Source organism: Pseudomonas artemisiae (assembly GCF_057128685.1).
In genome coordinates, this window is record NZ_JBSKHS010000014.1 from 36,391 (window position 1) to 62,148 (window position 25,758).

Annotated in this window: 24 protein-coding genes; 18 read left to right on the forward strand and 6 right to left on the reverse strand. The window is 62.6% G+C overall.

Annotation, left to right across the window (positions count from 1 at the left end; all coding sequences use genetic code 11):
- Positions 1-27: 27 nt before the first annotated feature.
- The 7 genes from prmA (at position 28) to ACWKV4_RS16165 (ending at position 9,735) form a co-directional block, all read left to right on the forward strand.
- Positions 28-906 carry a 50S ribosomal protein L11 methyltransferase gene (gene prmA / locus ACWKV4_RS16135; RefSeq protein ID WP_483833102.1) on the forward strand — a complete coding sequence of 293 codons (879 nt, stop codon included), beginning with the start codon at positions 28-30 and terminating at the stop codon, positions 904-906.
- Between the two features lie 31 nt (positions 907-937).
- Positions 938-2,143: a DUF3426 domain-containing protein gene (locus ACWKV4_RS16140; protein WP_483833103.1), complete on the forward strand. Its 1,206-nt coding sequence runs from the start codon at positions 938-940 to the stop codon at positions 2,141-2,143.
- Between the two features lie 218 nt (positions 2,144-2,361).
- Positions 2,362-3,375: a tRNA dihydrouridine synthase DusB gene (gene dusB, locus ACWKV4_RS16145; RefSeq protein WP_483833104.1), complete on the forward strand. Its 1,014-nt coding sequence runs from the start codon at positions 2,362-2,364 to the stop codon at positions 3,373-3,375.
- A complete protein-coding gene (gene fis / locus ACWKV4_RS16150; protein ID WP_483833105.1) occupies positions 3,372-3,692 on the forward strand; it encodes a DNA-binding transcriptional regulator Fis in 321 nt (106 codons plus the stop codon). The genes dusB and fis overlap by 4 nt, the downstream gene beginning before the upstream one ends.
- A 73-nt stretch (positions 3,693-3,765) precedes the next feature.
- Positions 3,766-5,373 (forward strand): bifunctional phosphoribosylaminoimidazolecarboxamide formyltransferase/IMP cyclohydrolase, encoded by a 1,608-nt coding sequence (gene purH / locus ACWKV4_RS16155; RefSeq protein WP_483833106.1) that lies wholly within the window; start codon positions 3,766-3,768, stop codon positions 5,371-5,373.
- 158 nt (positions 5,374-5,531) lie between these two features.
- On the forward strand, positions 5,532-6,821 hold the full coding sequence (purD, locus tag ACWKV4_RS16160) for a phosphoribosylamine--glycine ligase (protein ID WP_483833107.1): 1,290 nt from the start codon (positions 5,532-5,534) through the stop codon (positions 6,819-6,821).
- 139 nt (positions 6,822-6,960) lie between these two features.
- The gene (locus ACWKV4_RS16165) at positions 6,961-9,735 is read left to right on the forward strand and encodes a response regulator (RefSeq protein ID WP_483833108.1); all 2,775 of its coding nucleotides are present in this window, start codon (positions 6,961-6,963) and stop codon (positions 9,733-9,735) included.
- A gap of 11 nt (positions 9,736-9,746) precedes the next feature.
- On the opposite strand, the gene cobJ is transcribed toward ACWKV4_RS16165, so the two are convergent.
- The 4 genes from cobJ to cobG are packed head-to-tail and all read right to left on the reverse strand — an operon-like array spanning position 9,747 to position 14,134.
- The gene (cobJ, locus tag ACWKV4_RS16170) at positions 9,747-11,456 is read right to left on the reverse strand and encodes a precorrin-3B C(17)-methyltransferase (protein ID WP_483833109.1); all 1,710 of its coding nucleotides are present in this window, start codon (positions 11,454-11,456) and stop codon (positions 9,747-9,749) included.
- Positions 11,457-11,464: 8 nt separating this feature from the next.
- On the reverse strand, positions 11,465-12,196 hold the full coding sequence (locus ACWKV4_RS16175) for a precorrin-2 C(20)-methyltransferase (protein ID WP_483833110.1): 732 nt from the start codon (positions 12,194-12,196) through the stop codon (positions 11,465-11,467).
- Positions 12,193-12,819 (reverse strand): precorrin-8X methylmutase, encoded by a 627-nt coding sequence (locus ACWKV4_RS16180; protein ID WP_483833111.1) that lies wholly within the window; start codon positions 12,817-12,819, stop codon positions 12,193-12,195. Before ACWKV4_RS16180 ends, ACWKV4_RS16175 begins: the two co-directional genes overlap by 4 nt.
- Positions 12,812-14,134 (reverse strand): precorrin-3B synthase, encoded by a 1,323-nt coding sequence (gene cobG / locus ACWKV4_RS16185; RefSeq protein ID WP_483833112.1) that lies wholly within the window; start codon positions 14,132-14,134, stop codon positions 12,812-12,814. Before cobG ends, ACWKV4_RS16180 begins: the two co-directional genes overlap by 8 nt.
- Positions 14,135-14,249: 115 nt before the next feature.
- On the opposite strand from cobG, the gene cbiE reads away from it, so the two are divergent.
- From cbiE to ACWKV4_RS16225, 8 genes are all read left to right on the forward strand, one after another.
- Complete coding sequence (gene cbiE, locus ACWKV4_RS16190) at positions 14,250-15,461, forward strand: precorrin-6y C5,15-methyltransferase (decarboxylating) subunit CbiE (protein ID WP_483833113.1); 1,212 nt, start codon at positions 14,250-14,252, stop codon at positions 15,459-15,461.
- A complete protein-coding gene (locus tag ACWKV4_RS16195) occupies positions 15,454-16,554 on the forward strand; it encodes a cobalt-precorrin-5B (C(1))-methyltransferase (RefSeq protein ID WP_483833114.1) in 1,101 nt (366 codons plus the stop codon). Before cbiE ends, ACWKV4_RS16195 begins: the two co-directional genes overlap by 8 nt.
- Entirely contained in the window at positions 16,551-17,273 is a 723-nt protein-coding gene (locus ACWKV4_RS16200) for a cobalt-precorrin-6A reductase (RefSeq protein WP_483833115.1), read from the forward strand. Before ACWKV4_RS16195 ends, ACWKV4_RS16200 begins: the two co-directional genes overlap by 4 nt.
- Before the next feature lie 76 nt (positions 17,274-17,349).
- Complete coding sequence (locus ACWKV4_RS16205) at positions 17,350-17,844, forward strand: copper chaperone PCu(A)C (RefSeq protein WP_483833116.1); 495 nt, start codon at positions 17,350-17,352, stop codon at positions 17,842-17,844.
- A 5-nt stretch (positions 17,845-17,849) separates the two neighbouring features.
- Positions 17,850-18,251 carry a DUF2946 domain-containing protein gene (locus ACWKV4_RS16210; protein WP_483833117.1) on the forward strand — a complete coding sequence of 134 codons (402 nt, stop codon included), beginning with the start codon at positions 17,850-17,852 and terminating at the stop codon, positions 18,249-18,251.
- Positions 18,252-18,368: 117 nt separating this feature from the next.
- Positions 18,369-19,733, forward strand: a complete 1,365-nt coding sequence (locus ACWKV4_RS16215) for a PepSY-associated TM helix domain-containing protein (RefSeq protein ID WP_483833118.1) — start codon at positions 18,369-18,371, stop codon at positions 19,731-19,733.
- A gap of 163 nt (positions 19,734-19,896) precedes the next feature.
- On the forward strand, positions 19,897-20,421 hold the full coding sequence (locus ACWKV4_RS16220) for an N-acetyltransferase family protein (RefSeq protein WP_483833119.1): 525 nt from the start codon (positions 19,897-19,899) through the stop codon (positions 20,419-20,421).
- Between the two features lie 4 nt (positions 20,422-20,425).
- Entirely contained in the window at positions 20,426-20,962 is a 537-nt protein-coding gene (locus tag ACWKV4_RS16225; RefSeq protein WP_483833120.1) for an N-acetyltransferase family protein, read from the forward strand.
- Positions 20,963-20,991: 29 nt separating this feature from the next.
- Here ACWKV4_RS16225 and ACWKV4_RS16230 read toward each other — a convergent pair whose 3' ends face one another.
- The gene (locus tag ACWKV4_RS16230; protein WP_483833121.1) at positions 20,992-21,930 is read right to left on the reverse strand and encodes a DnaJ C-terminal domain-containing protein; all 939 of its coding nucleotides are present in this window, start codon (positions 21,928-21,930) and stop codon (positions 20,992-20,994) included.
- A 219-nt stretch (positions 21,931-22,149) separates the two neighbouring features.
- Between ACWKV4_RS16230 and ACWKV4_RS16235 the strand changes: the two genes are divergently transcribed.
- Positions 22,150-23,418 carry an Hsp70 family protein gene (locus tag ACWKV4_RS16235; protein ID WP_483833122.1) on the forward strand — a complete coding sequence of 423 codons (1,269 nt, stop codon included), beginning with the start codon at positions 22,150-22,152 and terminating at the stop codon, positions 23,416-23,418.
- Positions 23,419-23,452: 34 nt separating this feature from the next.
- Here ACWKV4_RS16235 and ACWKV4_RS16240 read toward each other — a convergent pair whose 3' ends face one another.
- A complete protein-coding gene (locus tag ACWKV4_RS16240) occupies positions 23,453-24,463 on the reverse strand; it encodes an AI-2E family transporter (RefSeq protein WP_483833123.1) in 1,011 nt (336 codons plus the stop codon).
- Positions 24,464-24,653: 190 nt separating this feature from the next.
- Here ACWKV4_RS16240 and osmE point away from each other — a divergent pair, with 190 nt between their 5' ends.
- Entirely contained in the window at positions 24,654-24,995 is a 342-nt protein-coding gene (gene osmE / locus ACWKV4_RS16245; RefSeq protein WP_483833124.1) for an osmotically-inducible lipoprotein OsmE, read from the forward strand.
- 140 nt (positions 24,996-25,135) lie between these two features.
- The gene (locus ACWKV4_RS16250; RefSeq protein WP_483833125.1) at positions 25,136-25,669 is read left to right on the forward strand and encodes a ferritin-like domain-containing protein; all 534 of its coding nucleotides are present in this window, start codon (positions 25,136-25,138) and stop codon (positions 25,667-25,669) included.
- Positions 25,670-25,758 lie beyond the last annotated feature (89 nt).

Sequence of the window (25,758 nt, forward strand, 5' to 3'; positions counted from 1 at the left end):
TGAGCGCCCATACCAAAGGAACAGTACATGCCCTGGCTTCAAGTCCGCCTGGCCATAGGCCCAGAACAAGCGGAGATCTATGAGGACGCGCTACTGGACATTGGCGCGGTTTCGGTGACCTTCATGGATGCCGAAGACCAGCCGATCTTCGAGCCAGACCTGAACACAACGCCACTGTGGAGCCATACCCACCTGCTGGCGCTGTTCGAGGCGGATACCGAACCCACGGCCGTCTTTGCCCACCTGCGGCTGCTAACCGAGGACCCGTTGCCCGATCACCATGCCGAGGTGATCGAAGACCAGGACTGGGAGCGTAGCTGGATGGATAACTTCCAGCCCATGCGCTTCGGCCAGCGCTTGTGGATCGTGCCTAGCTGGCATGAAGCACCCGAGCCAGGGGCGGTGAATCTGTTGCTCGACCCAGGGCTGGCGTTCGGCACCGGTACCCACCCAACGACCGCGCTCTGCCTTCAGTGGCTCGATGGCCAGGCCCTGGAAGGCGTCAAGGTGCTGGATTTTGGTTGTGGCTCGGGCATTCTGGCGATCGCTGCCTTGCTGTTAGGCGCGGAATCGGCCGTAGGTACGGATATTGACGTACAAGCTCTGGAAGCATCCCGGGACAACGCAGGTCGCAACGGTATCGCCGAGGCGCGCCTGGCCCTGTATTTGCCTGAAGCGCTGCCTGCCATGAAAGCAGACGTACTGGTGGCCAATATCCTGGCAGGCCCCTTGGTGACACTGGCACCGCAACTGGCCCAACGGGTACGCCCAGGCGGGCTGCTAGCACTGTCGGGGGTCCTTGCCGAACAAGGTGAAGAAGTGGCCGCGGCCTATGCCGACGCCTTCGAACTAGACCCCATCGCCGAGCGCGACGGGTGGGTACGGATCAGCGGCCGTCGCCGTTGACCGCAGGCCTAACTTTCAACCGGACCCGCGCATGACCGAAAGCTTCGTTACCCAGTGCCCGCATTGTCGTACCAGCTTCAAGGTAAGCCACAATCAACTGAGCGTGGCCCGCGGTGCCGTGCGCTGCGGTGCCTGCAAGCAGGTGTTCAACGCCGCTCGCCAACTGCTGGAACAAAGCGCGACCCAGGCACCTGACGGTGGGCCACCCCCGGCGCCAGTGGCTGCCCCGCTCTCGGCAACACCAGAGGCCTGGGCCAGGGCCACGCCAGACCTGGACAGCCTGGACTTGGACGACGAGTTGGCGCGCCTTGAGCGGCGGCCTGCAAAACCCTCGGCCAGCGATGAAGCACCGTCGTTGAGCGCTCAGCGAGACCAGGCCGAGGACTGGCTCGATGAGCCCTTTGGCGAGCACCATAACGACGAACACGATCAGCCTTCATCGTCCGAGGTGACGGCGACCCAACGTCAAGAACCACGGTTGAGCAAGGCCGGGGCTTCGCCGGATGACGACCTGCTGAATGAGCCAGCACCCCTCAAGGTGTTACCTGCTGATGCGGGCGTAGCACGAGCGCCCTGGGCGATCACGCCGCTGCGTGCCGATACAGAAGACGATGACTCCTTTGAGGTGCCATCCGTCGACCGCCGTTCAGCGCCAGCCTTGCAGCCTGTCCGTAGCGAGCCTGGGTTGCGAGAGGAGCACCTGCTGGTGCTGCAAGACGATCCCCTGCACTTGCAGTGGGAAAAGCCGAAAAGCAGTTTGGGAAAACGGCTGCTATGGACCGCCCTGACGCTTGTCGCCGCCCTGACCCTGCTTGGGCAGTACGTGACGTTCCATTTCGATGAGCTGGCTCGCCAGGACAGCTACCGCCCTTGGTTCGTAAGCCTCTGCCCTACCCTAGGTTGCACCGTGCCCTCGCGCGTGGATATCCAGTTGATCCGCAGCAGCAACCTGGTGGTGCGTAGCCATCCCACCTTCGCCGGGGCACTGGTGGTCGATGCGATCATCTACAACCGGGCGACCTTTGCCCAGCCGTTTCCCTTGCTGGAGTTGCGCTTCGCTGACTTGAACAACACGCTTATCGCCAGCCGACGATTCAAGCCTTCGGAGTACCTGAACGGTGATCTGGCGGGCCAAAGTGAAATGCCACCACAGGTCCCCATTCATATCGCGCTGGATATTCTTGACCCCGGCAAGCGTGCGGTGAACTACAGTTTGTCCTTCCATTCCCCTGAGTGAAACCAGTTGTCCGGTTAGGTTGCCCCTGGCTTGTCACTGCTCAGATTTTATCCAATTTGACCTTTATCCGGTCATCGAGAGCGGGTATCATGCGATCCCTTTTTCGAACTCCAGGCTTCGACGGATCCGCCCTGCCAGGCTGTTGAAAGACGTAGGCGAGGCAACGCTTCGGCACGCAGGTCGTTTTTCAATAGCCTGGTATCACGGGTAGCACACCTATGGCGGCGGTACGAATTGGCCCCTATACATTGGGCAACGGTCTGATCCTCGCCCCTATGGCAGGGGTTACCGATCAGCCATTCCGGCAGTTATGTCGCCGCCTCGGCGCGGGGCTGGTGGTGTCGGAGATGGTGACCGCGGACATGTCCTTGTGGAACAGCCGCAAGTCTCGGCTGCGCATGGTCCACGAAGGCGATCCGGAGCCGCGCTCGGTTCAAATCGCCGGAGGTGACGCGCATATGCTGGCGGCGGCGGCCAAGGCCAATGTCGAGGCAGGCGCTCAGATCATCGACATCAACATGGGTTGCCCAGCGAAAAAGGTATGCAACAAGGCGGCAGGCTCGGCGCTGCTGCGAGACGAAACCCTGGTGACCGACATCCTCGAAGCCGTGGTAGCGGCGGTAGACGTACCGGTCACCCTGAAGATTCGCACGGGCTGGGATCGTGACAATCGCAATGGCCTGGCCGTGGCGAAAATCGCGGCGCAATCCGGCATCAGCGCCCTGGCGGTACATGGGCGCACCCGTGCCGACCTGTACACGGGTGAAGCCGAGTACGACACCATCGCGGCGATCAAGCAGGCGGTGTCGATTCCGGTGTTCGCCAATGGGGACATTACCTCGCCTGAAAAGGCTCGCGATGTGCTGCGCCACACAGGCGCCGATGGCTTGCTGATCGGCCGCGCCGCGCAAGGGCGGCCTTGGATCTTTCGCGAGATCGAGCACTACCTGCGCACTGGCCACTACCTGCCGGCGCCGCAATTGGAAGAAGTGGAACGAATTCTGCTGGACCACCTGAACGCGCTGCACGCCTTCTATGGGGAGGTGATGGGTGTGCGTATTGCCCGAAAGCATGTGGGCTGGTACCTGGCTACGTTGCCAGGGGCAAAGGAATTTCGCGCCAGCTTCAATGGCTTGAACGAGACCACGGCGCAGTGCGCCAGCGTTCGGGAGTTTTTCCGTGAACGTGATGGGAGCCTCGTTGAAAAGGACGCAAAAGGGGTGGCCGCATGACGATGATGACCGAGACATTAGTGAGTGGAACAACACCGGTGAGCGACAACGTCAACCTCAAGCAGCACCTGAACACGCCCTCCGAAGAAGGGCAGACCCTACGCGGGAGTGTCGAGAAGGCGCTGCACAACTACTTCGCGCACCTTGAGGGCGCCTCGGTGACCGACGTCTACAACCTGGTGCTGTCCGAGGTGGAAGCCCCTCTGCTCGAGACCGTGATGAATTACGTCAAGGGCAACCAGACCAAGGCCAGTGAAATACTGGGCCTGAATCGAGGCACCCTGCGCAAGAAGCTCAAGCAGTACGATCTGCTCTGAAGCCCACGACATTCCGAAAAGGCGACTGCATGCAGCTCGCCTTTTTTGCTAACCGCTCTGAATGGAAATCGAAATGACCGACCAGACCACCCGCCTGCCGATCCGCCGCGCCCTGATCAGCGTGTCCGATAAAACCGGCATCCTGGAGTTTGCCCGCGAACTGGCCGCCCTTGGCGTGGAAATTCTGTCCACCGGCGGCACCTTCAAGTTGCTGCGGGACAACGGCGTGGCCGCTATCGAGGTAGCGGACTACACGGGCTTCCCGGAAATGATGGACGGCCGGGTGAAAACCTTGCACCCGAAAATCCACGGCGGGATTCTCGGGCGGCGTGGTGTGGACGACGCGGTGATGGCCGAGCACGCCATTGGCGCCATCGACCTGGTTGCGGTCAACCTGTACCCCTTCGAAGCCACAGTCGCCAAGCCGGGCTGCGACCTCCCTACGGCCATCGAAAACATCGACATCGGCGGGCCGACCATGGTCCGCTCCGCGGCCAAGAACCATAAAGACGTGGCCATCGTAGTCAACACCAGCGACTACCCAAGGGTGATCGAAGGCCTGAAGGCCGGTGGCCTGACCTATGCCCAGCGTTTCGACCTGATGCTCAAAGCGTTTGAACATACCGCCGCTTATGACGGGATGATCGCCAACTACCTAGGCACCATTGATCACCAGGCCGAAACCCTGAGCACCGAGGGCCGGGGGGAATTCCCACGCACCTTCAATAGCCAGTTCATCAAGGCCCAGGGCATGCGCTACGGAGAAAACCCGCACCAGAGCGCGGCCTTCTACGTGGAAGCCAAGCCTGCTGAAGCCGGCATCGCCACGGCGGTCCAGCTTCAAGGCAAAGCGCTGTCGTACAACAACGTAGCCGACACCGATGCCGCATTAGAGTGCGTGAAAAGCTTCACCAAACCGGCTTGCGTGATCGTCAAGCATGCCAACCCCTGCGGCGTGGCGGTATGCCCAGACGCCGAAGGCGGCATCCGCCAAGCCTACGAACTAGCCTATGCCACCGACAGCGAGTCGGCCTTTGGCGGCATCATCGCCTTTAACCGTGAGCTGGACGCCGCCACGGCCCAGGCCATCGTCGAACGCCAGTTCGTGGAAGTCATTATTGCCCCAAGCGTAAGCGCAGAGGCGCGCGCGGTGGTGGCGGCCAAGGCCAATGTGCGCTTGCTGGCCTGTGGTGAATGGCCGGCCGAACGCGCCACGGCCTGGGACTTCAAGCGGGTGAATGGTGGCCTGTTGGTGCAAGGCCGGGACATCGGCATGATCGGTGCTGAAGACCTGAAAGTGGTCACTCGCCGCGCGCCCACCGAGCAGGAAATCCATGATCTGATCTTCGCCTGGAAAGTGGCCAAGTTCGTTAAATCCAACGCCATCGTCTATGCCCGTAATCGTCAGACCTTGGGCGTGGGCGCAGGCCAGATGAGCCGTGTCAATTCCGCGCGCATTGCCGCCATCAAAGCCGAACACGCCGGTTTGCCGGTGGAAGGTGCCGTTATGGCATCTGACGCCTTCTTCCCCTTCCGCGACGGTATCGATAACGCCGCGAAAGTGGGCATTCGTGCCGTGATCCAGCCGGGTGGCTCGATGCGCGATGCGGAAGTGATAGCCGCGGCGGACGAAGCGGATATTGCAATGGTGTTCACCGGCATGCGTCATTTCAGACATTAAAACGGTCGTGCTGACGCGGGCATCTGCGGCGTTGGCGGCGTTGTCCGGAATGCTCATTGCCAACAGGCAACACCGCTTCCGGACAACGACGCCGCCTTGCATCTACCCACGGCATCGCGACCTCTTCCGGTGTCGCTTGCACCGAACAGGAATTGAAAATGAAAGTTTTGATCATCGGCAGTGGCGGGCGTGAACACGCCCTGGCCTGGAAAGTCGCTCAAGACCCTCGGGTCGAGAAGGTGTACGTAGCCCCGGGCAACGCTGGCACGGCCACTGAAGCCAAATGCGAAAACGTGGCCATCGACGTACTGGCATTGGAGCAGCTGGCTGACTTCGCTCAGCAGAACGTCCAGTTGACCATCGTTGGCCCGGAAGCACCGCTGGTGGCGGGCGTGGTAGACCTGTTCCGCCAGCGCGGCCTGGACTGCTTCGGCCCTACCGCCGGCGCTGCTCAGTTGGAGGGTTCCAAGGCCTTTACCAAGGATTTCCTGGCTCGGCACCAGATCCCCTCCGCCGCCTACCAGAACTTCACCGAGATCGAACCCGCCCTGGCCTACCTGCGCCAGCAGGGCGCGCCTATCGTGGTCAAGGCCGATGGCCTGGCTGCGGGCAAAGGCGTTATCGTAGCTACCACGCTGCAGGAAGCCGAAGACGCTGTGCGTGACATGCTGGCCGGCAACGCCTTTGGCGACGCAGGCTCTCGGGTAGTCATCGAAGAATTTCTCGAGGGCGAGGAAGCCAGCTTTATCGTGATGGTCGATGGCAGCAACGTGCTGCCCATGGCCACCAGCCAGGACCATAAACGCGTAGGCGATGCCGACACCGGCCCCAACACCGGCGGCATGGGCGCGTACTCTCCGGCACCGGTAGTCACCGACGAGGTACACCAGCGGGTCATGGATCAAGTGATCTGGCCCACCGTGCGGGGCATGGCCGAGGAAGGCAACACCTATACGGGCTTTCTCTACGCCGGTTTGATGATCGATACCCAGGGCAATCCCAAGGTCATCGAATTCAACTGCCGCTTCGGCGACCCGGAAACCCAGCCGATCATGCTGCGCCTGCAATCGAGCCTGGTACTGCTGGTCGAAGCCGCCCTGGCCAAGGCTCTGAACAAGATCGAGGCCCAGTGGGACCCGCGCCCTAGCCTGGGCATAGTGCTCGCGGCTGGCGGCTACCCTGGCGACTACGCCAAAGGCGATGTGATCGACGGCCTGGATGCCGCGGCAGCGCTGCCCGGCAAGGTGTTCCATGCCGGTACCGCGTTGCTCGACGGTCGAGTCACCACGGCTGGAGGCCGCGTACTGTGCGCCACTGCGCTGGGTGAAACCGTCGGCGCCGCCCAGCGCCAAGCCTATGCGCTGGCTGAAAAAGTGAGCTGGAAGGGCAGCTTCTACCGCTCGGATATCGGCTACCGGGCGATTGCCCGCGAACAGGGCAAGGGTTGATTTCACCGAGCGCGCCGTGAATGAATACCCCCGGCCCCAACCGGGGGTATTTGTTTTGAGCATTCCGACACCGCGCCCTGCGCGCCAGCTCTGGCACGGTTATACTCAGCCCTTGCTTAACCTGGACAAGGAATTCCCCGTGGATCGGCTCAGGACCGCCTTGCTGTTCTTGATCGGGCTGTTACTGACCTGCCTGACGCCGGCCTATGCCGATCAGGGTAGTGGCTGGTCCATGCTGGTGGACGACCAGGCCGGGCTGCAACTGAGCGACGTACGTTCCGAGCGCTACCAGAGCCAGTTTGCTCCCATTGACCTTCGCCAGCTCAATGCCGCGCCTCCGCAAAGCGCGTTATGGCTGCGCTACCGCCTGATGCCCTCGCCCCATGAGCAGGTCGTGCGCCTGTTCGCGCCCGACCTTGCCCAGTTCGACCTCTATGCTTTCGTCGGCGATGATCAGGTGGAGCACTTGGGCAGCGGCGCGGGTCGCCAGCATTCACCGCCCTCCCACAGTGGTGATTTGTTGCTGCCTGTTCCTATCAGCCAGGCGCCCGTGGACCTCTATCTGCGCTTGGTGAGCGAGCATCAGATGCGCCCAGGTATCAGCCTGGAGCCGGCCCTGCAAGTGGCATCCCAACAAAACCAGGCGCTGTTGTTCGGGCTGCTGCTCGGCTGTATGGCCATGTTGATCCTGCACAACTTCGCCCGCTATGCCCTTAGCCACTCGGCCAGCAGCCTGTGGCTAGGGGCCTGCCAGGCCATGGTATTGGTCAGCGCGATGATTCTGGTCAACCTGGGCACGCCCTGGATGAGCAGTTGGAGTTCGGCGCGCACGCCCTTGGCTTATTTCACCATGCTGCTTGGGGCGGAGTTCGCGCTGGTGTACACGCTAAGGTTCTTCGCTGCTCGCCCTGCTCCGCGCCTGCAACGCTTGGTGATGGGCCTGATTGGGCTGATCGGCCTGTGTAGCGTGCTGCTGTTGTTCCTGGACACACTGCCACTGAATTTTACCGCTTATGCGGCCGTAGCCCTGACCTGCGTGTGCATGCTGGTGGTCTCGGCCTGGCATTGGCACAAGGGCTACCCGCCCGCCCGGCTATTTACCTTGGCCATGGCGCTGTGCAGCCTGGGCTTTCTAGTGGTATTGCCGGCAATGCTGGGCCTTACCCGTACGCCAGTACAGTGGCTGATCTACGGCATGCTGGGCTGTGCGGTAGTCGGTGGCGCGATGCTCAACCTTGCGCTGACCACTCGGCTTCGGCGCATCAGCGAAGACCGCTACAGCGCCAGCCGGGAGCTGGCCGCCAGCACCGCCGAAACCAACGCCAAGGCAGAATTCCTGGCCAAGCTTAGCCATGAAATCCGTACCCCCATGAATGGCGTGCTGGGCATGACCGAGCTGCTGTTGGGCACGCCGCTGTCGGTCAAGCAACGTGATTATGTGCAAACGATTCACAGCGCAGGCAATGAGCTGCTCACGCTGATCAACGAAATCCTGGACATTTCGAAGATCGAATCCGGCCAGATCGAACTGGACGACGTGCAGTTCGACCTAAACGCCTTGATCGACGAGTGCCTTAACATCTACCGGGCCCGCGCCGAACAGCAGAACGTGGAGCTGATCAGCTTTACCCAGCCCCAGGTGCCCCGGGTGATCACTGGGGACCCTACGCGCCTGCGCCAGGCCCTACTGGCCATGCTGGACAACGCGTTGAAGAAAACAACAGCCGGTGAGGTACTGGTCGCCGCCGCACTGGACCAGCGCAGCGGCCCACCTCGCCTGCGGATCGCAGTGCAAGACAGCGGCGAGGCCTTGCCTGCCGAGGAGAGGGATGCCCTGTTGCATGCCGAATTGCACAGCCAGGACCTGCTCACGAGCAACAAGCCAGGCAGCAGCCACCTGGGCCTGCTGATCGCCCGTCAGTTGATCGGCTTGATGAATGGCGAATTCGGCATCAAAAGCGGCGCTCATCAGGGCAGCACCTTCTGGCTTACCTTGCCGCTGGACCCTCAGCGCATGGAGCATACTCACCCCGACCTGGATGCCGGCCTCAAGGACGCCCGGGTGTTGGTAGTGGACGATAACGACACGTGCCGCAAGGTTTTGGTACAGCAATGCAGCGCCTGGGGCCTGAATGTCAGCGCCGCTAACTCAGGCAAGGAAGCCCTGGCCTTGCTGCGCACCAAGGCCCATCTGCGCGATTACTTCGACGTGGTGCTGCTAGACCAGAACATGCCAGGCATGACCGGCATGCAGCTGGCCGCAAAGATCAAAGAAGACCCTAGCCTCAATCACGACATCTTGATCATTATGCTGACCGGTATCAGCAACGCGCCCAGCAAGGTCATCGCGCGCAACGCCGGGGTCAAGCGTATTCTGGCTAAGCCCGTAGCCGGCTATACCCTGCGTACAACCTTGGCCGATGAGCTGTCCCAACGGGCGTTGGCCGCGGTCAGCCTACCCGAGGCCGCTTACCCCGTTGCGGGTGAAACCTCTAACGTGCCCACGGATTTTCGGATTCTGGTGGCCGAAGACAACAGCATCTCCACCAAGGTGATTCGTGGCATGCTGGGCAAACTCAACCTGCAGCCTGATACCGCCAGCAATGGCGAGGAAGCCCTGCGCGCCATGAAGGCCCGGCGCTACGATCTGGTGCTGATGGACTGCGAAATGCCTATCCTCGACGGTTTTTCAGCCACTCAGCAACTGCGGGCCTGGGAGTTGGGCGCGCGACGCCATCGTACCCCGGTGGTCGCCCTGACGGCGCATATCCTGAGCGAGCACAAAGAGCGCGCGCGCCTGGCCGGCATGGACGGGCACATGGCCAAGCCCGTGGAAATGTCCCAATTGCGGGAGTTGATCGACCACTGGGTAGCGCGGCGCGACAGTAATCGCAATGAAGTAGAGCCTGGCTAGCCTTAAGGATGCTATCTCGACCCGCCGCCAGCCCCTTCCGAGCCAGGGGCCGTGGGGTACCATCGCGGGGTATACACCCAAGGCGCGCCCTGCGCCCGAGGGATAAGCCGGGTCGTGCTGGAGCCAACGATGACCATGGTGCGCATGTCGACCATGTCCGCGGTCAACTCCCCAAGGGTGACTACGCGAAGCCGCTGAGCAGGGCGGGCTACATCTCGACCCAGGACCACGGGCGTACAGGGTTCACGATGGCGGCGTACCACTTCCAGCGCTTGGGTCAACTGCCAAGGCCGAGCCTTTGAGATCGGGTTGTAAAACGCCATGGCCAAGTCTGCCTGGCCGGCCAGGTCCAGGCGCTGCTCGATCACTGACCAGGGCTTGAGGTTGTCCGAGAGGGATATGACACAAAAATCATGCCCCAAGGGCGCGCCGGCCAAGGCTGCGGTCGCCAGGCAAGCCGAGACACCAGGGAGCATGCACAAGGCCACCGCGTGCCAGGCTGGGTCGGTACTGCCTTCAAGGGCTTCGAGTACCGCCGAGGCCATGGCGAATACCCCTGGGTCGCCGGAAGACACAACCACCACCGCCCGGCCACTGGCCGCCAGTTCCAGCGCGTGCCGAGCGCGTTGCAACTCTTCTCGATTATCAGTGCAATGCAGCACTTGATCGGCGCGGAACGGGCCGGCCATGTTCACATAGGTTTCGTAACCCAGCACATCCTGGGCCGCGGCCAACGCGGCTTGCACCGCGGGGGCCATGAACTCGCGAGCCCCAGGGCCCAGGCCCACTACGGCCAGGCTTCCCCGGCGCTGGCCCAGGTTGTCGGCGGTCAATGGCTCTGGATTGACCGCGACCGCCAAGCCTGCCCACTGCGTGTGTTGAGCCTGGGGCAGTTGTGCCCGCAGGGCCTGGGCTGGAGAGCCTTGCTGAGCGAAACGTACATCGGCGCCCAGCGCTTGGGCGACCTCTAACAAGTGGGTAGAGCCCATCAAGGCCGGGGGTGCCAACAGGCACGCCAAGGCCGCCTGTGCCATGCCACCGGCGCTCAAGGCCGCCTCTATCTGACCTAGCAACTCCGGCCCGGCCGTATCCACGGCCACTGCCAGGCTGCGAGGGTGAATCAGCAACTCGCCCTCGCCCTGGCTCAATGAAGGGCTTACTCGAATGGTCAGGTCGGCTTCTGCCGCCAGGGGCAAGGCCACCGCGCTCAGCCAAGGCGCATGGCCCTCCACCTTGACCGGTCGCCCGGCCAGCAGGTCAGACACAAAATGCTTGCCCTGTTCCAGGCTGGCTAGCACATAGCCTGCGGGCGGGTTGAGCAGGCAGGTACCGAAGCGCAGCTCGCCGCTGGTCGTGATGGCCGGGGCCACCTCCAGCGCGCAGGCGATTTGCCGGGCCAGGTCATTCACCCCGCCCAATCCACCAAGCAAAGGCACCACGGCGCTGCCGTCTTCAGCAACGGCCAGCACCGGAGGCTCGGTGCCTTTTTCGCCCAATACGCTGGCCAAGGCGCGAATCACAATACCCGCCGCGCACACGGCAATAATGCCAGTGCCCGCGCGGTACAAGCCGCGCAGGGTGTCACCAAAGCGTTGATAGGCGTGGTCGGCGTGCTCTACCCGGCCTTCCAGCCCCCACACGGGCGCGCCGGGCAGGCATTGTTGGATGCGCCGGGCTACTGGCAATGCGGTGGGCCCTAACACCACGATGGCTAGAGGCATGGGTGTGCTCATCCCTGCCACCGCTGGCCGGGCACGATCACCAGGGAAAAATAAGGCGACGACTGAGGGTCAACCTCTGCCAGCGGGACGATCTTTTGGTTCTCCATGGTTGCCCGCTCCACATAGAGGGCGCGCTCGGCCAGGCCCAGCTCAGTCAACACCTGGCGCACCTTGGGCAGGTTGCGGCCCAGCTTCATGATCACGGCGGCCTCCGCATCAGCCAGGCGGCGCTTGAGCTCCTCTTCCGGCAGCACGCCTGAGAGCACTGAGAGGCTTTGATTGCGATAGACCAGGGGCGCGCCCAACACTGCGGCCCCCCCCAACATGGAGCACACGCCGGGGATCACCTCGGCGTTATAGCGCTGAGCCAGGCGATCGTGCAGATACATATAGGACCCGTAGAACATAGGGTCACCTTCACAGATCACGGCTACGTCCCGGCCGGCTTCAAGGTGCGCGGCCACGTCCAGGCCTGCCTGATCATAAAACCGCGCAATCACCTCTTCATACGACAAGGGTGCTGGCAGCGCTTCGGTAGTCACTGGGTAGACCAGCGGCAGCAGGGTCTGGGCGGGCTGCAAGTGTTCTTCGATGATGCTGAACGCATTGCCCTTTTTGCCCTTGGCCACAAAATAGGCCACCACGGGCGCTTCACGCAGCAGGCGCAATGCCTTGATGGTAATCAGCTCCGGGTCTCCTGGGCCTACGCCCAGGCCCAACAAACGCCCCGGCGGCATCATTCCACCTCCGTGGCGAGGGCATTGACCGCCGCCGCCGCCATGGCGCTACCGCCCCGGCGCCCGGTGACGACCACATAGGGCACGCCACGGCTGTCCGCCGCTAGCATCGCCTTGGACTCGGCGGCGCCGATGAAGCCTACTGGAAAGCCGAGGATCAGCGCCGGGCGTGGCGCGCCAGCGTCGAGCATTTCCAACAAATAAAAGAGCGCGGTAGGGGCGTTGCCAATGACCACCACGCTGCCTTCCAGGTAGGGCCGCCAGAACTCCAGGGCCACGGCGGAGCGGGTATTGCCTTGGCTTTGAGCCAACCCAGGCACGCGTTCATCTTTCAGGGTGCAGATCACCGGATTATTGGCCGGAAGACGCGCGCGGGTCACGCCTTCGGCTACCATATGGGCATCACAGAGGATGGGCGCGCCCGTGGCCAGCGCCCGGCGGCCCGCTGAACCTGCGCCTGGGGAGAAGCGCAGGTCCTGGACCACATCCACCATGCCGCAGGCATGAATGACTCGCACCGCGAGTTTTTCCAGGTCCGGCGGGATTTGGCTCAGGTCGGCCTCGGCGCGAATGGTAGCGAAGGAATTGCGATAGATCGCCTGGCCATCGCGAATATAGTCAATCATCGAACAGGCTCCGAGAGCAGGCGGCGAGTTGTGTCGCCACCTCTTGCACACTAAGGTTGCGCCCGTCCCGCCGGCCAAGGCCTGGGCATGAGGGGTCGCGATAAAAGAGGTCATAACGGCCGGGTGCCACTGCCAGCAAGGTGACAGGCGCCACCGTGGCCCGCGCGCAGGAGCGGGCACAGCCGGTCAGGTGAACCGGTATGGCGCGGCCAAGCAGGCTGGCCAACTGGCGGGCGTCGCCCTTGGTATCCGACAGGCCACGGGCACAACCGGCGGCACCTGTGCAGGCTACAGTGGATGCCAGAGGCTCGGCCGGGTCGGTCAGTAGCCCTGCGTGGCGAGCCTGGCTTTGTACCTGGCTCGCCAAGGCACGCGCCACATCCGGTATCAACAGCCCCTGCCAAGGGGTAAGGCGCAGCAACCCATTACCCTGCTCCTGCGCCAGGCGCGCCATGGCCTCCAAGCCCTCTGCGGGTAGCCGCCCCAGCTCCGGGGCAACGCCTATCGCTACCAGGCCCGGCTCGCGTTGAGCGTGAACCCCCAAGGGCGCGGGGGTAGGTCGTGATGCGGGCAAAGGCCAAGGCCCATGACGCAGCGGCAGCGGCAGGGCCTCGAACAGGGCCGCAGCGGTGTGTTGCGAAAGCAGATCGCGCATCCGCCCAGGCTGAGGCCCGGCGAGGGTCAAAAATCGTTGGAGTACCGCCAGCACCAGCGCCAGCGCATGCTTGGCAGGCACTGCCGCCACGGCCGGCGCCTGCCCGAGACCGCTGGCCAGCCCTAGCCCCATGTGCAACTCACCTTCCAGCCATAGTGGTGACAGCCACAGGTCATGGTGATGGCCCAGTACCGTCAGCGCTTCGCCACCATCGAGTTGAATGCAGAACTTAGGAGACAGGGCATGGAACTGGGCATGCTGCTCCAACGCCTCCACCAAACTGGCCGCCAGCGGGCGGGTATCCAGGACCGCCCGCGGGTCTAGCCCGGCCATGGGGCTGAGCATCAGGTTACGGATATCATCGGCGCCGGCCGAAGCGGGCCCCAGGCCTGCCGCCATCAGATAGTCGATCAAGGGTTGCTGCTGGGCTGGGGCAACGCCACGCAGCTGCACGTTGGCGCGATTGGTCAGGTACAGCGCGCCGTCACCCAAACGCCGCGCTGCTTGCGCCAGAGCATGGGCACCGGCTACCGTCAGGGCGCCGCCGGGGAGTTTGACCCGGCACAAGCCGCCATCGCGCGCCGTTACCAGGCGCAGCAAGCCTGGGCAGGCGCTGGCAGGGGGTAAGGCAAGCGGTTGGGCCGGCAATGGCTCGTTCAAAAGATCACCCGGAAGTCGTGATAAAGGCACTTCTGAGCAGAAGCGCGCGGTATTATGCCTGCTTTGACCGAAGGCATGAAAATCCTGCCTGTCGGATTACTCCTGAGGATCCTTCATGTTGCCCTGGCTGACAGTTGTCGGTATTGGCGAAGAAGGCTATCCGGGCCTCGGCAAGCAGGCCCGGCGGGCCTTGCTCGATACCCCCTTGATCATAGGCGCGCCTCGCCAATTGGCCCTGCTGCCGCCCTGCCTTGGCGCCGAGCGGCTGGCCTGGCCCACGCCTTTTTCCCTGACCCCTGTATTGGAGCGGCGCGGTCAACCCCTGTGCGTGCTGGCCAGCGGCGACCCTATGTTCCATGGCGTGGGCGCCAGCCTGGCTCGCAAGCTTCCAGCCACCGAACTGCGCGTGCTGCCCGCGCCCTCTTCGGCCTCCCTGGCAGCGGCCCGTCTGGGCTGGCCCTTGGCTGATACACCTATAGTGTCGCTGGTGGCCCGCTCACCTGCCCAGCTCAACCATTACCTAAACGACGGTCGGCGGCTGCTAGTGCTCAGCAACGACGGCAATACGCCCGCTGTGGTGGCGGCCTTGCTGTGTTCAGCCGGGTACGGCGCCAGTGTGATGGACGTCTTCGAACACCTCGGCGGCCCGCAAGAACAACGCCATACCCGTACCGCGCACGCTTGGCAGGACCGCCCGGCGAAAGCCCTCAACCTCATCGGCCTAACACTTATGGCCGAGGCAAACGCTCGCGCCCTGGCCTGCGTGCCTGGGCTGACGGACGCGGCCTTCCAGCATGACGGGCAATTGACCAAGCGCGACGTGCGGGCACTGACCCTAGGCCGTCTAGCGCCCTTGCCGGGGCAACTGCTGTGGGACGTAGGCGCTGGTTGCGGCTCCATTGGCATCGAATGGATGCGAGCCCATCCCAGTTGCCAGGCCATTGCTGTCGAGGCCGACGCCGGGCGCCAAGCCCTGATCCAGCACAATCGCGATGCCTTGGGCGTGCCAGGGTTGCGCCTGATCGCGGGACCCGCCCCGGCTGCCTTGGAGGGCCTGCCCCGCCCGGATGCCATTTTCATCGGCGGTGGAGTAACCCTAAGCGGTATATTGGAACACTGCTGGGCCGCCCTTAAGCCTGGTGGCCGCCTGGTGGCCAACGCTGTGACCCTGGAAAGCGAGATGGCCCTGTTTCACTGGCAGGCGCGCCATGGCGGCGAGTTGGTGCGCGTGCAGGTGGCTCAGGTCAAACCCCTGGGCAACTTCCACACTTGGCGCCAAGCGCTGCCGATCACGCTACTCGACTCGCTCAAGCCTACCGATGCGTAACGAAACCGTCGAACACCCCGCGCCACTGCGCAGTGGGCTGACCACAGGCACCTGCGCAACGGCCACGAGCCTGGCGGCTGCCAGCTTGCTGTTGAGAAGCCAGGTAAATGACGCAGTGGAAGTCACCCTGCCGAAGGGCCGCCTGGTGACCCTGCGCCTGGAATATTGCCGCACCCTCAGTGATGGAGGCGCCGAAGCCGGCACCTTGAAAGACGCAGGCGACGACCCTGACGTGACTCATGGCGCGTTGGTACACGCCCAGGTACGCCTCACTCCTACCCCTGGCGTGGTCTTCAAGGCAGGCGAAGGCGTGGGCACGGTGACCCGCCCAGGCCTGGTGCTGGGGGTAGGAGAGCCGGCAATCAACCCGGTGCCGCGCAAGATGATGACTGAGCACCTCACCCAGTTGGCCGCTGCCCAAGGTTATTCAGGTGGCTTCGAGCTGACCCTAGGGGTACGCGATGGCGCGCAATTGGCGTTGAAAACCATGAACCCACGCCTGGGGATTCTAGGTGGGCTGTCGATCCTGGGCACCAGCGGTATCGTGCGCCCCTTCTCGTGTGCGGCCTATATTGCCTCTATTCACCAAGGCATAGACGTTGCCTATACCAATGGCCACGCCCACCTGGCCGCCTGCACTGGCAATACCAGTGAAGACACTATTCGCCGCCTCTACGCGCTGCCAGACATCGCCCTGATCGAGATGGGGGACTTCGCTGGCGCGGTACTCAAGCACCTGCGCAAGGTGCCCGTGGCCCGGCTGAGCCTATGTGGCGGCTTTGGCAAAATCAGTAAGTTGGCCGCTGGCCATATGGACCTGCACAGCCGCCATTCGGCCATAGACTTGCCACTGTTGGCCAGTTGGGCAGCCGCCCTTGGCGCGAGCGACGCCCTGCAAGCCAGCATCCGCGGCGCCAATACCAGCCAACAGGCCTTGGCCTTGGCCCTTGCGCAAAACGTCCCCCTGGGAGACAAAGTGTGTCGGCACGCGTTGGCCTTCGCCCGCCGTACCGTGCCCTCGCACACCGATATGGAAGTGATCGCCATCGACCGCCAAGGTGGTGTGGTAGGCCGCGCCGGGGGCCCCTGGTGACCCGCGTGTTGTTATTGGGTGGCGTTGCCGAAAGCCTGCGCGTGGCTCGGCACCTGGGCCCCCGCCATGTATACAGCCTGGCCGGCGTAGGTCGTGTGCCTACTGATCTGAAGTGCCAGGTAAAGGTAGGCGGCTATGGGGGTGCTGAAGGGCTGGCCGCTTATATCCAGGCCGAGGGCATCGGGCTGGTGGTGGACGCGACTCACCCCTACGCCGCGCGCATGAGCCATAACGCCGCCCTGGCCGCGAGCCGAGTGGGTATCCCCTGCTGGGCACTGCGCCGTCCAGGCTGGGCGCCCGGCCCAGCTGACGACTGGCGCGCCTTCGACGACTGGGCCGGGCTGACTCGCTTGCTGGCCCCCTTCAGCCGGCCCTTTTTCACCTTGGGCCGCGAGCCTCTAACGCACATGGCTGCTATCCCGCCGCACCAGCACTGGACCCTGCGCTGCCTCGATCCCCACCCCGGCAGCCCAGGCTGCGAGGTAATAGGCGCGCGAGGGCCGTTCGAGCTGGAAGCAGAACGAACATTGTTCGAGCGGGGCCGCTTCGATGTATTGATCAGTAAGAACAGCGGCAGTGGCGCAACAGAGCCTAAGCTGCAGGTGGCCCGCGAGCGCCAACTGCCGGTATTGATGCTGGCCCGGCCACCGCTGCCCCCCGTTGACCGGGAGTTCCTTGAGGCGCAAACGTTGATCGAGACGCTTATGCGCGTGGAGTAACCGTTGTGGTTTTTACTTCGTCGCGCGCTTCTGGCTAAATACCAGGCACTTTTCCCCTTGCTTCGGAATACGTCCAATGACCCGCCTCTGGCGCATGTTGCCGTGGTTTTGCACGTTTGGCTTGGCGCTGCTGGCCGGGCCCAGCCATGCCGACAGCTACCGCGCAGGTTCGCTGGAGGTACTGCGGCCTTGGTCTCAAGCCCTCCCCCCCAACGCGCCCACGGTCGCGGCTTACTTTACGGTGCGCAACACCGGCATGGCTGATGACCGCCTGCTGAGCGTGGATAGCCCGGTGGCGGCCGAAGCGCAGCTGCATGAGCATGTGGGCGCCGATGGCATGATGAAAATGCAGCAGGTCAACGCGGTGATCATCCCCGCGGCAGGGCAAGTACGCTTTGCACCCTTTGCCAGCCACGTGATGCTAATGGGGCTGGGTGATCGCAGCCAATTGGCGGAAGGCTCCAATTTCCCGCTTACCCTGCACTTCCAGCGCGCGGGCACCGTGCAGGTGCGGGTGCGGGTACTCGCCAACCCGCCAGCAGGCGTCGACGACGTTGGAGCAGGTGGCTAATGCGGATGGGCAGGCGCGGCCGCGCTAGCGCTTGGGTCAGTCTGTTCGCGGTGCTGATGATGTTCATCGGCCCGCTGGCTTCCCAAGCCATGCCCATGGACCATGGCATGGCCGCGGCTACCTCTACGTCAATGGCTGCCCACCCCGCCATGACCATGGCGCAACCCCATTGCCAGCCAGGTGCCGCCCAAGGCGGTGACAACACGCTGCATCCGCTGTGGGAGCGCTGTGGCTATTGCAGTTTGTTCTTCCACTGCCCTGCCCTGCCCCAGAGCCTTCAGCTACGGGCAGATACGCCCCCGTTGATCACTTTGCGGCTGCTGGTACAGGCGCTACAAGGCCATGGGGTTCAGCCTGTCTTCCCCGGGGCCCGCACTCGGGCGCCACCCATGTCCGCCTTGGTTTAAGCGTTTATCACCACGTAGGTCATAGCCGCCGGGGCTATCGGGCGGCTGTGACCTACGTGGACGTCTTATTCAGTGCGTGAGGGCACCCTGCGTGGGCCCCGCGCCCAAGGATCATTCATGAAAACCTTCTATAATCTGGCGTGGCGCTGGCACTTCTATGCGGGCCTGCTGGTCGCCCCCGTGATGATCATGCTGGCCTTGACCGGTATGCTTTACCTGTTCAAGCCTCAACTGGACCCTTTGATGTACCCCGAGCTGATGCATGTCGAGCCACAGGCTCATGCATTGTCGGCCGATACCTTGCTGGCGAAAGTACGGGACACGTACCCTCAGGCCAGCGTGGACCAATACCTGCCACCCGCCACCGCCGATAGCAGCGGGCAATTCATGCTCACGGTGGCTGGCAACACGCTCAGCCTGTTCATCGACCCCTACAGTGGGCAGGTGCTGGGCACCCAGGACAGCCACTACAACCTGCAAGCTATTGCCCGGGCGCTGCATGGCGAATTGATGATCGGCAAGGTCGGAGACGCGATCGTGGAGTTGGCTGCCGGCTGGGGTATCGTACTGGTGGTTTCAGGGCTTTACCTGTGGTGGCCCCGAGGCACTGGGGCCGCCGGAGTATTCTGGCCACGCTTGCGTAGCCGGGGCCGGCTGCTCTGGCGCGACCTTCATGCCGTGGTTGGGTTCTGGGGGTCGCTGGGCCTGCTGTTCATGCTAATCACCGGTATGACCTGGACAGGCATCTGGGGCAAGCAGTATGCCGAGCTGTGGAACCGCTTTCCGGTAGGGATGTTCAGTGACATTCCCCTGTCGGACCTCAAGGCCCGTAGCCTGAACGCCGATGCCAGCCAACAGACCGTGCCGTGGGCGCTGGAAACCACGCCCATGCCCATGAGTGGTGGCGCCCATGCCGAGCATATGGGGCATGGTCACGATCACAGCGGCCCGGCCGCGCCGCAAGTAGGGCTGCAAGCGGTGGTAGACACTGCCGAGCGCGCGGGTGTGCACCCCGGCTACAGCATTACACTGCCAAAGACCGGCACCGGCGTGTACACGGTGGCAGTATTCGCCGATGACCCCCATAACGACGCTACCCTGCACGTGGACCAGTACACCGGCAAGGTGTTGGTGGATGTGCGCTACGCCCACTACAGCCCTGTGGCGCGGGCCACGGAGCTGGCCGTGATGCTGCACGAAGGCAAGATGTTTGGCCTGGTCAACCAACTGTTGGTGCTGCTGGTGTGCCTGATGGTGTTGTTGGGCTCGGTCAGCGGCTTGGTGATCTGGTGGAAGCGCCGCCCGGTGGGGGGATTGGGCGTACCGCCATTGCGCCACGGTTTGCCTCTGTGGAAAACCGCCGTGGTGGTCATGCTCGCCATTGGTGTGATGTTCCCGCTGGTAGGGGCGTCGCTGGCTGTCGTGGCAATGCTGGAATACGGTGTGCTGCGCTGGATGCGTCGAGGCGCGGTGCCCGCGTAGCGCACGCTTTCACCGGCACAGCCTCGGTAACAGGCAGCGCGCGCTGCCTTGGGTTATAGTCCTCGACGCCCATGGAAGACGCCTGGCTGCGCAACGGTAGCCAGGTGTTGGCCGTGGTACGAAAGCTGGTGAGCGGTCACCAGCGCCACGCTTGAGGTTATCGATGACCCTGAACATTCGCGACGCCACCCCCGCCGACCTGCCCGGCCTCCTTAGCATCTATAACGATGCGGTGGTCAATACCACGGCTATCTGGAATGACTACCAAGTAGACCTGGCCAACCGCCAGGCCTGGTACACCCTGCGTCAACGGCAGGGCTATCCGATTCTGGTGGCGGTCGACGACACCGACCAGGTGCTGGGCTACGCCTCCTTTGGCGACTGGCGGCCCTTCGATGGCTTCCGCCATACCGTAGAGAACTCCGTGTATGTGCGTGACGGGCAACGCGGCCTGGGGGTAGGTGCCCAGTTGCTGGCGCCGCTACTGGAGCGGGCCCGGGGCTGTGGCAAGCATGTAGTGGTGGCCGCGATCGAAAGCGGCAATGCGGCATCTATCCGCCTGCACGAACGCCATGGCTTCAACATTACCGGGCAAATGCCCCAAGTCGGGCTAAAATTTGGCCGCTGGCTGGACCTTACCTTTATGCAATTGACACTCCAGCCCGGCGCCCAGCCCCCTCAGGAATGACCCTATGAATTCCGCGCAACTGCGCCGCGTTAGTGCTGAAAGCTTTGCCCATTACCGCGCAGGCCTGGTAGAGCTGTTGCTCGATGCCGTAGCAGGCGGTGCCTCCATTGGGTTTCTAGAGGATTTGAGCGCAGCCGAGGCCAATGCTTACTTTGATGGCGTTCAGGCCGAGCTAAATCAAGGAAGCCGGGTACTGTGGGTGGTGGTGCTCGCTGAGCAGGTAGTGGCCAGCGTACAACTTGCGTTGTGCCAAAAGCCCAACGGCCTGAACCGGGCCGAAGTGCAAAAACTTATGGTACGTAGCGACAGCCGCCGCCATGGCCTGGGCTCGCAGCTGATGGCGGTTCTAGAGGGCGAAGCGCGCCAGCAAGCCCGGGGGTTGCTGGTGCTGGACACGCAAACCGGTTCGGGTGCCGAGGGCTTCTACCGTGGGCTGGCCTACCAAAGGTTGGGGCAAATCCCCGATTACGCCTGTTCCCCCAATGGCACTTACCAGCCCACTTCCATTTACTACAAGATTCTCCAAGGGCCCCGGGCGTAACCTTCAGGGCGCTGGCTGGGCCCGCGCCCTCAGGCCCGTGGGTCGAACGCTGCCTTGTGCGCCAGCTTGTTCCAGAGTTCGCGGGTGGCATCGTTGCGCGGTGGCATTACCACCTTCAATTGCACGAACAGGTCGCCCCGCCCGCCGCCCTTAATGGGCAAGCCATTTTCTTTCACCCGCAACCGCTGGCCATTCTGGCTGTCTGGGCGAATAGTCAGGTTCACCCGGCCAGTGAGCGTGGCCACGGGTACCTTGGCCCCTAAGGCCAACTCCCAGGGCGCTACGGGAACGTCGACCACCAAGTCAGTGCCTTCCACGCTAAAACGTGTGTGGGGCGCATAGCGGATGGTCAGGTAAAGGTCACCACTTTCCCCTCCCGCATGGCCGGGCCCACCCTGGCCCTTGAGGCGCACGCGTTCACCGTCCATCACCCCGGCAGGGATCTTTACGTTAAGGGTTTTGGTGGCGCTGCCCGTGGGCTGGCCCGCGGCGTTGTGCTGCGGCACGCGGAAACTCACCTGCTTGGATTCATCCGACAGGGTTTCTTCAAGAAACAAAGCAAGCTCCAGCTCTACATCCTTGCCACGCCGACGTACGTTGCGGGTAGAGCCGCGAGCATTACCGAAGGGATTACCGGCGCGGCTCTGATTACCGAAGATGGAGCTGAAGAAATCCGAGAACTCGGGGTTGTCGCTTTGCCCGAATGGGCCACCACCGTAACCCGGTGGCGCCTGAAAAGGCCTGCCGTGCACGCCGTACTTGCGCAGCTCGTCGTATTCGGCGCGTTTTTCCGGGTTGCTTAGAGCATCGTAAGCTTCGGAGGCCTCCTTGAAATGCGCCTCGGCATTGGGCTCCTTGCTCACATCGGGGTGATACTTGCGGGCCAGCTTGCGGTAGGCGGCCTTGATGGCCTTCTCGTCCGCCGTAGGCTCTACGCCAAGAATCTTGTAGTAGTCTTTGAAATCCATCTGTAGAAACCACCTGAAAAGGGAAAGGCGCGAACTCGTCTGTGGAATAAGACGTTGCCTGAGGAAAAGGTTCGCGCGCGGTAATGCCCTCTAGATTGGGGCCAGGCGGCGCCTTTCAAGGAGCGCGCTGCGTGGCCCTGTAAATAACAGACACCTGGCCTTCGATTCCAGCGGCCTGTGGCATACACTGCGCGGCCGTTTTTCCCCCAGGGCCGATACATGACCACCGCTCCCTTCGCTCGCGCCTGCGGCATTGACTTTGGTACCTCCAACTCAACAGTGGGCTGGTACCGGCATGGCGAGGACACCTTGCTGCCGCTCGAAGACGGCAAGATCACCTTACCCTCCGTAGTGTTCTTCAATGCCGAGGAGCGCCGCCCAGTGTATGGCCGCCTGGCCCTTAAGGAGTACTTGGAAGGCTACGAAGGCCGCCTGATGCGCTCGCTCAAGAGCCTGCTTGGGTCGCGCCTGATCAAGCATGACACCAGCGTGCTTGGCAGCGCTCTGCCCTTCAAGGACTTGCTCGGCTTGTTTATCGCTCAGCTCAAGCAGCGCGGTGAGCACGCCAGCGGACGCGGCTTCGATCACGTGGTTCTGGGCCGACCGGTGTTCTTTGTGGACGAAGACCCGACCGCCGACCAGGAAGCCGAAGACACGCTCGCGGCGGTTGCGCGCAAGATAGGCTTCAAAGAGGTGTCCTTCCAGTACGAACCCATTGCCGCGGCCTTCGATTATGAATCCGGAATCGAGCGCGAAGAACTGGTGCTCATCGTGGACATCGGCGGCGGTACGTCCGACTTTTCCCTAGTGCGCCTGGCCCCGGAGCGGCGCGCCCTGACCGAGCGCCAGGACGACATTTTGGCCACTGGCGGCGTGCACGTGGGCGGTACGGATTTCGACAAGCAATTGAGCTTGCAAGGGGTAATGCCGCTGTTCGGCTATGGCAGCCGAATGAAAAGCCAGGCCTTGATGCCTACCAGCTTCCACCTGAACCTGGCCACCTGGCACACCATTAACTCGGTCTATTCGCAGAAATCCCAGATTGCCTTGAGCAACATGCGCTACGACATCGAAGACACCCAAGGCATCGACCGGCTGTTCCGGCTGATCGAGCAGCGCGCCGGGCACTGGTTGGCCATGGAAGTGGAAGACACCAAGATCCAGCTCACCGACGCTCAAAGCCGCTTGCTAACACTGGAGCGCGTAGAACCGGGCCTAAGCGTAGAACTTACCCGCGCTCTGTTCGAAAGCGCCATCGAAGGCTTGCTAGGGCGGGTGCGCGCCAGTGTCAGCGAAACCCTGACCCGGGCGGGAGTCAGCGAAAGCCAGGTGGATACCGTGTTCTTTACCGGCGGCTCTAGCGGTATTCCAGCACTGCGTAACAGCGTGGCGGCCATGCTACCCAACGCTCGCCATGTGGAAGGCAACCGCTTCGGCAGCATTGGCAGCGGGCTGGCCATCGAGGCTTGGCGACGGTACGGTGGCTAACCTGAACTGGCCAATACCCTGCCTGAGGCGGGCCTTACACCAGCCTTGCTTCGCGTAGCTCGCTCTTGAGGTAGGCGTAATACACCGGCCCGGCCACCACGCCGGGCAGGCCAAACGCCGCCTCGAATATCAGCATGGCCAATAACAGCTCCCAGGACTTGGCCTGAATCTGCCCCCCGACGATCCGTGCGTTGAGAAAGTATTCCACTTTGTGGATGAAGATCAGGTAGCCCAGGGCGGCTATCGCGACCCAGATCGACAGCGACAAGCCTACGATGGTGATCAGGGTGTTGGACATCAGGTTGCCGATCACCGGTAGCAAGCCCAGCAGGAAGGTCAACACCACCAGGGTTTTGGTCAGCGGCAGCTTGATCCCCAATAGCGGCAATACCACCATCAGAAACACGGCGGTAAAGGCGGTGTTGAGCAGTGAAATCTTGATCTGCGCGAAGACGATATTGCGAAAGGCCCGCACCAGCAGCGTGAGCCGCTGATAAAGCGCCGCGGCCAGCGGCCTGCGCTCCGCGAGCTCTGGGCCACGCTGCAGGGCGATGATCGCGCCCAGTACCATGCCGATCAGCAGGGTCACGAACGTGTGCACCGCATCCTTGCCCACCAGTTGCAGGTCACTTACATGCTTGCCCAGCCAGGCACCAATGGCTATCCGAAATTCCGCCGCGCTGGCTGGCAGGTAGGCATCGATTGCTGGTGGCAATTGCCCGCGCGCCCGGTCGACCACGGTCATGAATTTATCCAGAGACGCACCGGGGTTTTCTACCTCATGCAGCACCAGGCTAAAGGCACCGAAGAAAATCAGCGCCAGGGCACTGACCACCAGGGTACCCAGCAGCGCCACCGCCAACCAGCGAGCCCGGGGGCCAGCGATCAGCCGTTGTAGCTGGGGCGTGAGCATGTTGACCAGCTCGAACACCAATAAGCCCGCCAGCAGACTCGGCAGCAGGCGCAGCGGTAGCACCAGCAGCAACCCGCCAATCACCAGCAGCCAGCTGGCGATCACTATGTGACGCGACGAAAACGTGGGCATACGGCCTCGAACAAGCGACCCGGGAGGATGGGCAGTCTGCCAGCGAACTCTTGGCATAACCAGCACCACCGCAGGCCCCAATCACTGGCAAATGTAACGAAGCGGCCAGAATGCGGGAAAGTTCGAACTCTTGCGCACAAGTTAAGCTCCAAACTGCATAGCCACTTCGGCTTTTCAAGGAGCGATACCCATGTACAAGCATATGCTCACCGCTGCGTGCACCTTCGCCCTGCTCGCCGGTTGCCAGACTACCCCACAGAACCCAGTGGACTTCGTGACCTACCGTAACGAACCGTTGGTCAAGCAGGTTGAGAAAGGCATGACCATGGAGCAGGTACGGACCATCGCTGGCCCACCCTCCACTGTAGTGGAAGGTACTGCCGGTTCTGTGAATGGGACCTGTAACAACTACGTGCTTAACCGCGACGGCCATCAACAGCCCTACTACGTCAGCTTCAGCAGTGCTGGGCTGGTTGATACCAAGGGCTTTATGACCTGCGAACAGCGCAAGCAGAACGAACAAGCCAAATAAGCCGGCACCTGCCGCAGCTGAGGCGCCCTAGACGTGAAACCTTCCGTCTGGGGGGCTACTCAGACTTAAACCCGAGCATGCCAAGCTAGAGCACCTCATAGAGCAGGCCGGGCACCGTGAATCGCTTGGAGAATATTCCTATGATGAATCTGCAATTGACTGAAAAAAGCGTACTGCGCGAACGCGCGCGTCAACACGTTGACAATGGCGCCGTAACCGAAGGCTATGCGGCCGATCGCGAAGAAATCATTCGCCTGTTGAACGAATCCCTGGCCACCGAACTGGTATGCACCCTGCGCTACAAGCGCCACTACTTCATGGCCACTGGCTTAAAAGCCAGCGTAGCGGCAGATGAATTCCTAGAGCACGCCCAGCAGGAAGCCGAACACGCTGACCGCCTGGCCGAACGCATCGTGCAGTTGGGTGGCGAGCCTGAGTTCAACCCCGACTTGCTGTCAGGGCTGTCCCATGCTGAATACAAAGCGGGCAACAACCTGCGTGAGATGGTGTACGAAGATTTGGTTGCCGAGCGCATCGCCATTGATTCCTACCGGGAAATCGTCCAGTACATTGGCGACAAAGACCCAACCACCCGCCGTATCTTCGAAGACATCCTGGCCCAGGAAGAAGAACACGCCGATGATATGGCCGATATTCTCAGCGACCTGACCTGATGCAGTAAACGCTGCAGGCAAACCAGGCGCCTGCCTGGTTTTTTCGCCTATCTGGACCAGCACCCGCCCCCGTAGAAACGAGCGCCAGC

What these genes read in the sequence shown, in the direction of transcription:
- prmA (WP_483833102.1), top strand. Translation starts at nt 28, where the DNA reads ATGCCCTGGCTTCAAGTCCGCCTGGCCATAGGCCCAGAACAAGCGGAG.
- ACWKV4_RS16140 (WP_483833103.1), top strand. Translation starts at nt 938, where the DNA reads ATGACCGAAAGCTTCGTTACCCAGTGCCCGCATTGTCGTACCAGCTTC.
- dusB (WP_483833104.1), top strand. Translation starts at nt 2,362, where the DNA reads ATGGCGGCGGTACGAATTGGCCCCTATACATTGGGCAACGGTCTGATC.
- fis (WP_483833105.1), top strand. Translation starts at nt 3,372, where the DNA reads ATGACGATGATGACCGAGACATTAGTGAGTGGAACAACACCGGTGAGC.
- purH (WP_483833106.1), top strand. Translation starts at nt 3,766, where the DNA reads ATGACCGACCAGACCACCCGCCTGCCGATCCGCCGCGCCCTGATCAGC.
- purD (WP_483833107.1), top strand. Translation starts at nt 5,532, where the DNA reads ATGAAAGTTTTGATCATCGGCAGTGGCGGGCGTGAACACGCCCTGGCC.
- cobJ (WP_483833109.1), bottom strand. Translation starts at nt 11,456, where the DNA reads ATGCCTCTAGCCATCGTGGTGTTAGGGCCCACCGCATTGCCAGTAGCC.
- ACWKV4_RS16175 (WP_483833110.1), bottom strand. Translation starts at nt 12,196, where the DNA reads ATGATGCCGCCGGGGCGTTTGTTGGGCCTGGGCGTAGGCCCAGGAGAC.
- ACWKV4_RS16180 (WP_483833111.1), bottom strand. Translation starts at nt 12,819, where the DNA reads ATGATTGACTATATTCGCGATGGCCAGGCGATCTATCGCAATTCCTTC.
- cbiE (WP_483833113.1), top strand. Translation starts at nt 14,250, where the DNA reads ATGTTGCCCTGGCTGACAGTTGTCGGTATTGGCGAAGAAGGCTATCCG.
- ACWKV4_RS16195 (WP_483833114.1), top strand. Translation starts at nt 15,454, where the DNA reads ATGCGTAACGAAACCGTCGAACACCCCGCGCCACTGCGCAGTGGGCTG.
- ACWKV4_RS16205 (WP_483833116.1), top strand. Translation starts at nt 17,350, where the DNA reads ATGACCCGCCTCTGGCGCATGTTGCCGTGGTTTTGCACGTTTGGCTTG.
- ACWKV4_RS16210 (WP_483833117.1), top strand. Translation starts at nt 17,850, where the DNA reads ATGGGCAGGCGCGGCCGCGCTAGCGCTTGGGTCAGTCTGTTCGCGGTG.
- ACWKV4_RS16215 (WP_483833118.1), top strand. Translation starts at nt 18,369, where the DNA reads ATGAAAACCTTCTATAATCTGGCGTGGCGCTGGCACTTCTATGCGGGC.
- ACWKV4_RS16220 (WP_483833119.1), top strand. Translation starts at nt 19,897, where the DNA reads ATGACCCTGAACATTCGCGACGCCACCCCCGCCGACCTGCCCGGCCTC.
- ACWKV4_RS16225 (WP_483833120.1), top strand. Translation starts at nt 20,426, where the DNA reads ATGAATTCCGCGCAACTGCGCCGCGTTAGTGCTGAAAGCTTTGCCCAT.
- ACWKV4_RS16230 (WP_483833121.1), bottom strand. Translation starts at nt 21,930, where the DNA reads ATGGATTTCAAAGACTACTACAAGATTCTTGGCGTAGAGCCTACGGCG.
- ACWKV4_RS16235 (WP_483833122.1), top strand. Translation starts at nt 22,150, where the DNA reads ATGACCACCGCTCCCTTCGCTCGCGCCTGCGGCATTGACTTTGGTACC.
- ACWKV4_RS16240 (WP_483833123.1), bottom strand. Translation starts at nt 24,463, where the DNA reads ATGCCCACGTTTTCGTCGCGTCACATAGTGATCGCCAGCTGGCTGCTG.
- osmE (WP_483833124.1), top strand. Translation starts at nt 24,654, where the DNA reads ATGTACAAGCATATGCTCACCGCTGCGTGCACCTTCGCCCTGCTCGCC.
- ACWKV4_RS16250 (WP_483833125.1), top strand. Translation starts at nt 25,136, where the DNA reads ATGATGAATCTGCAATTGACTGAAAAAAGCGTACTGCGCGAACGCGCG.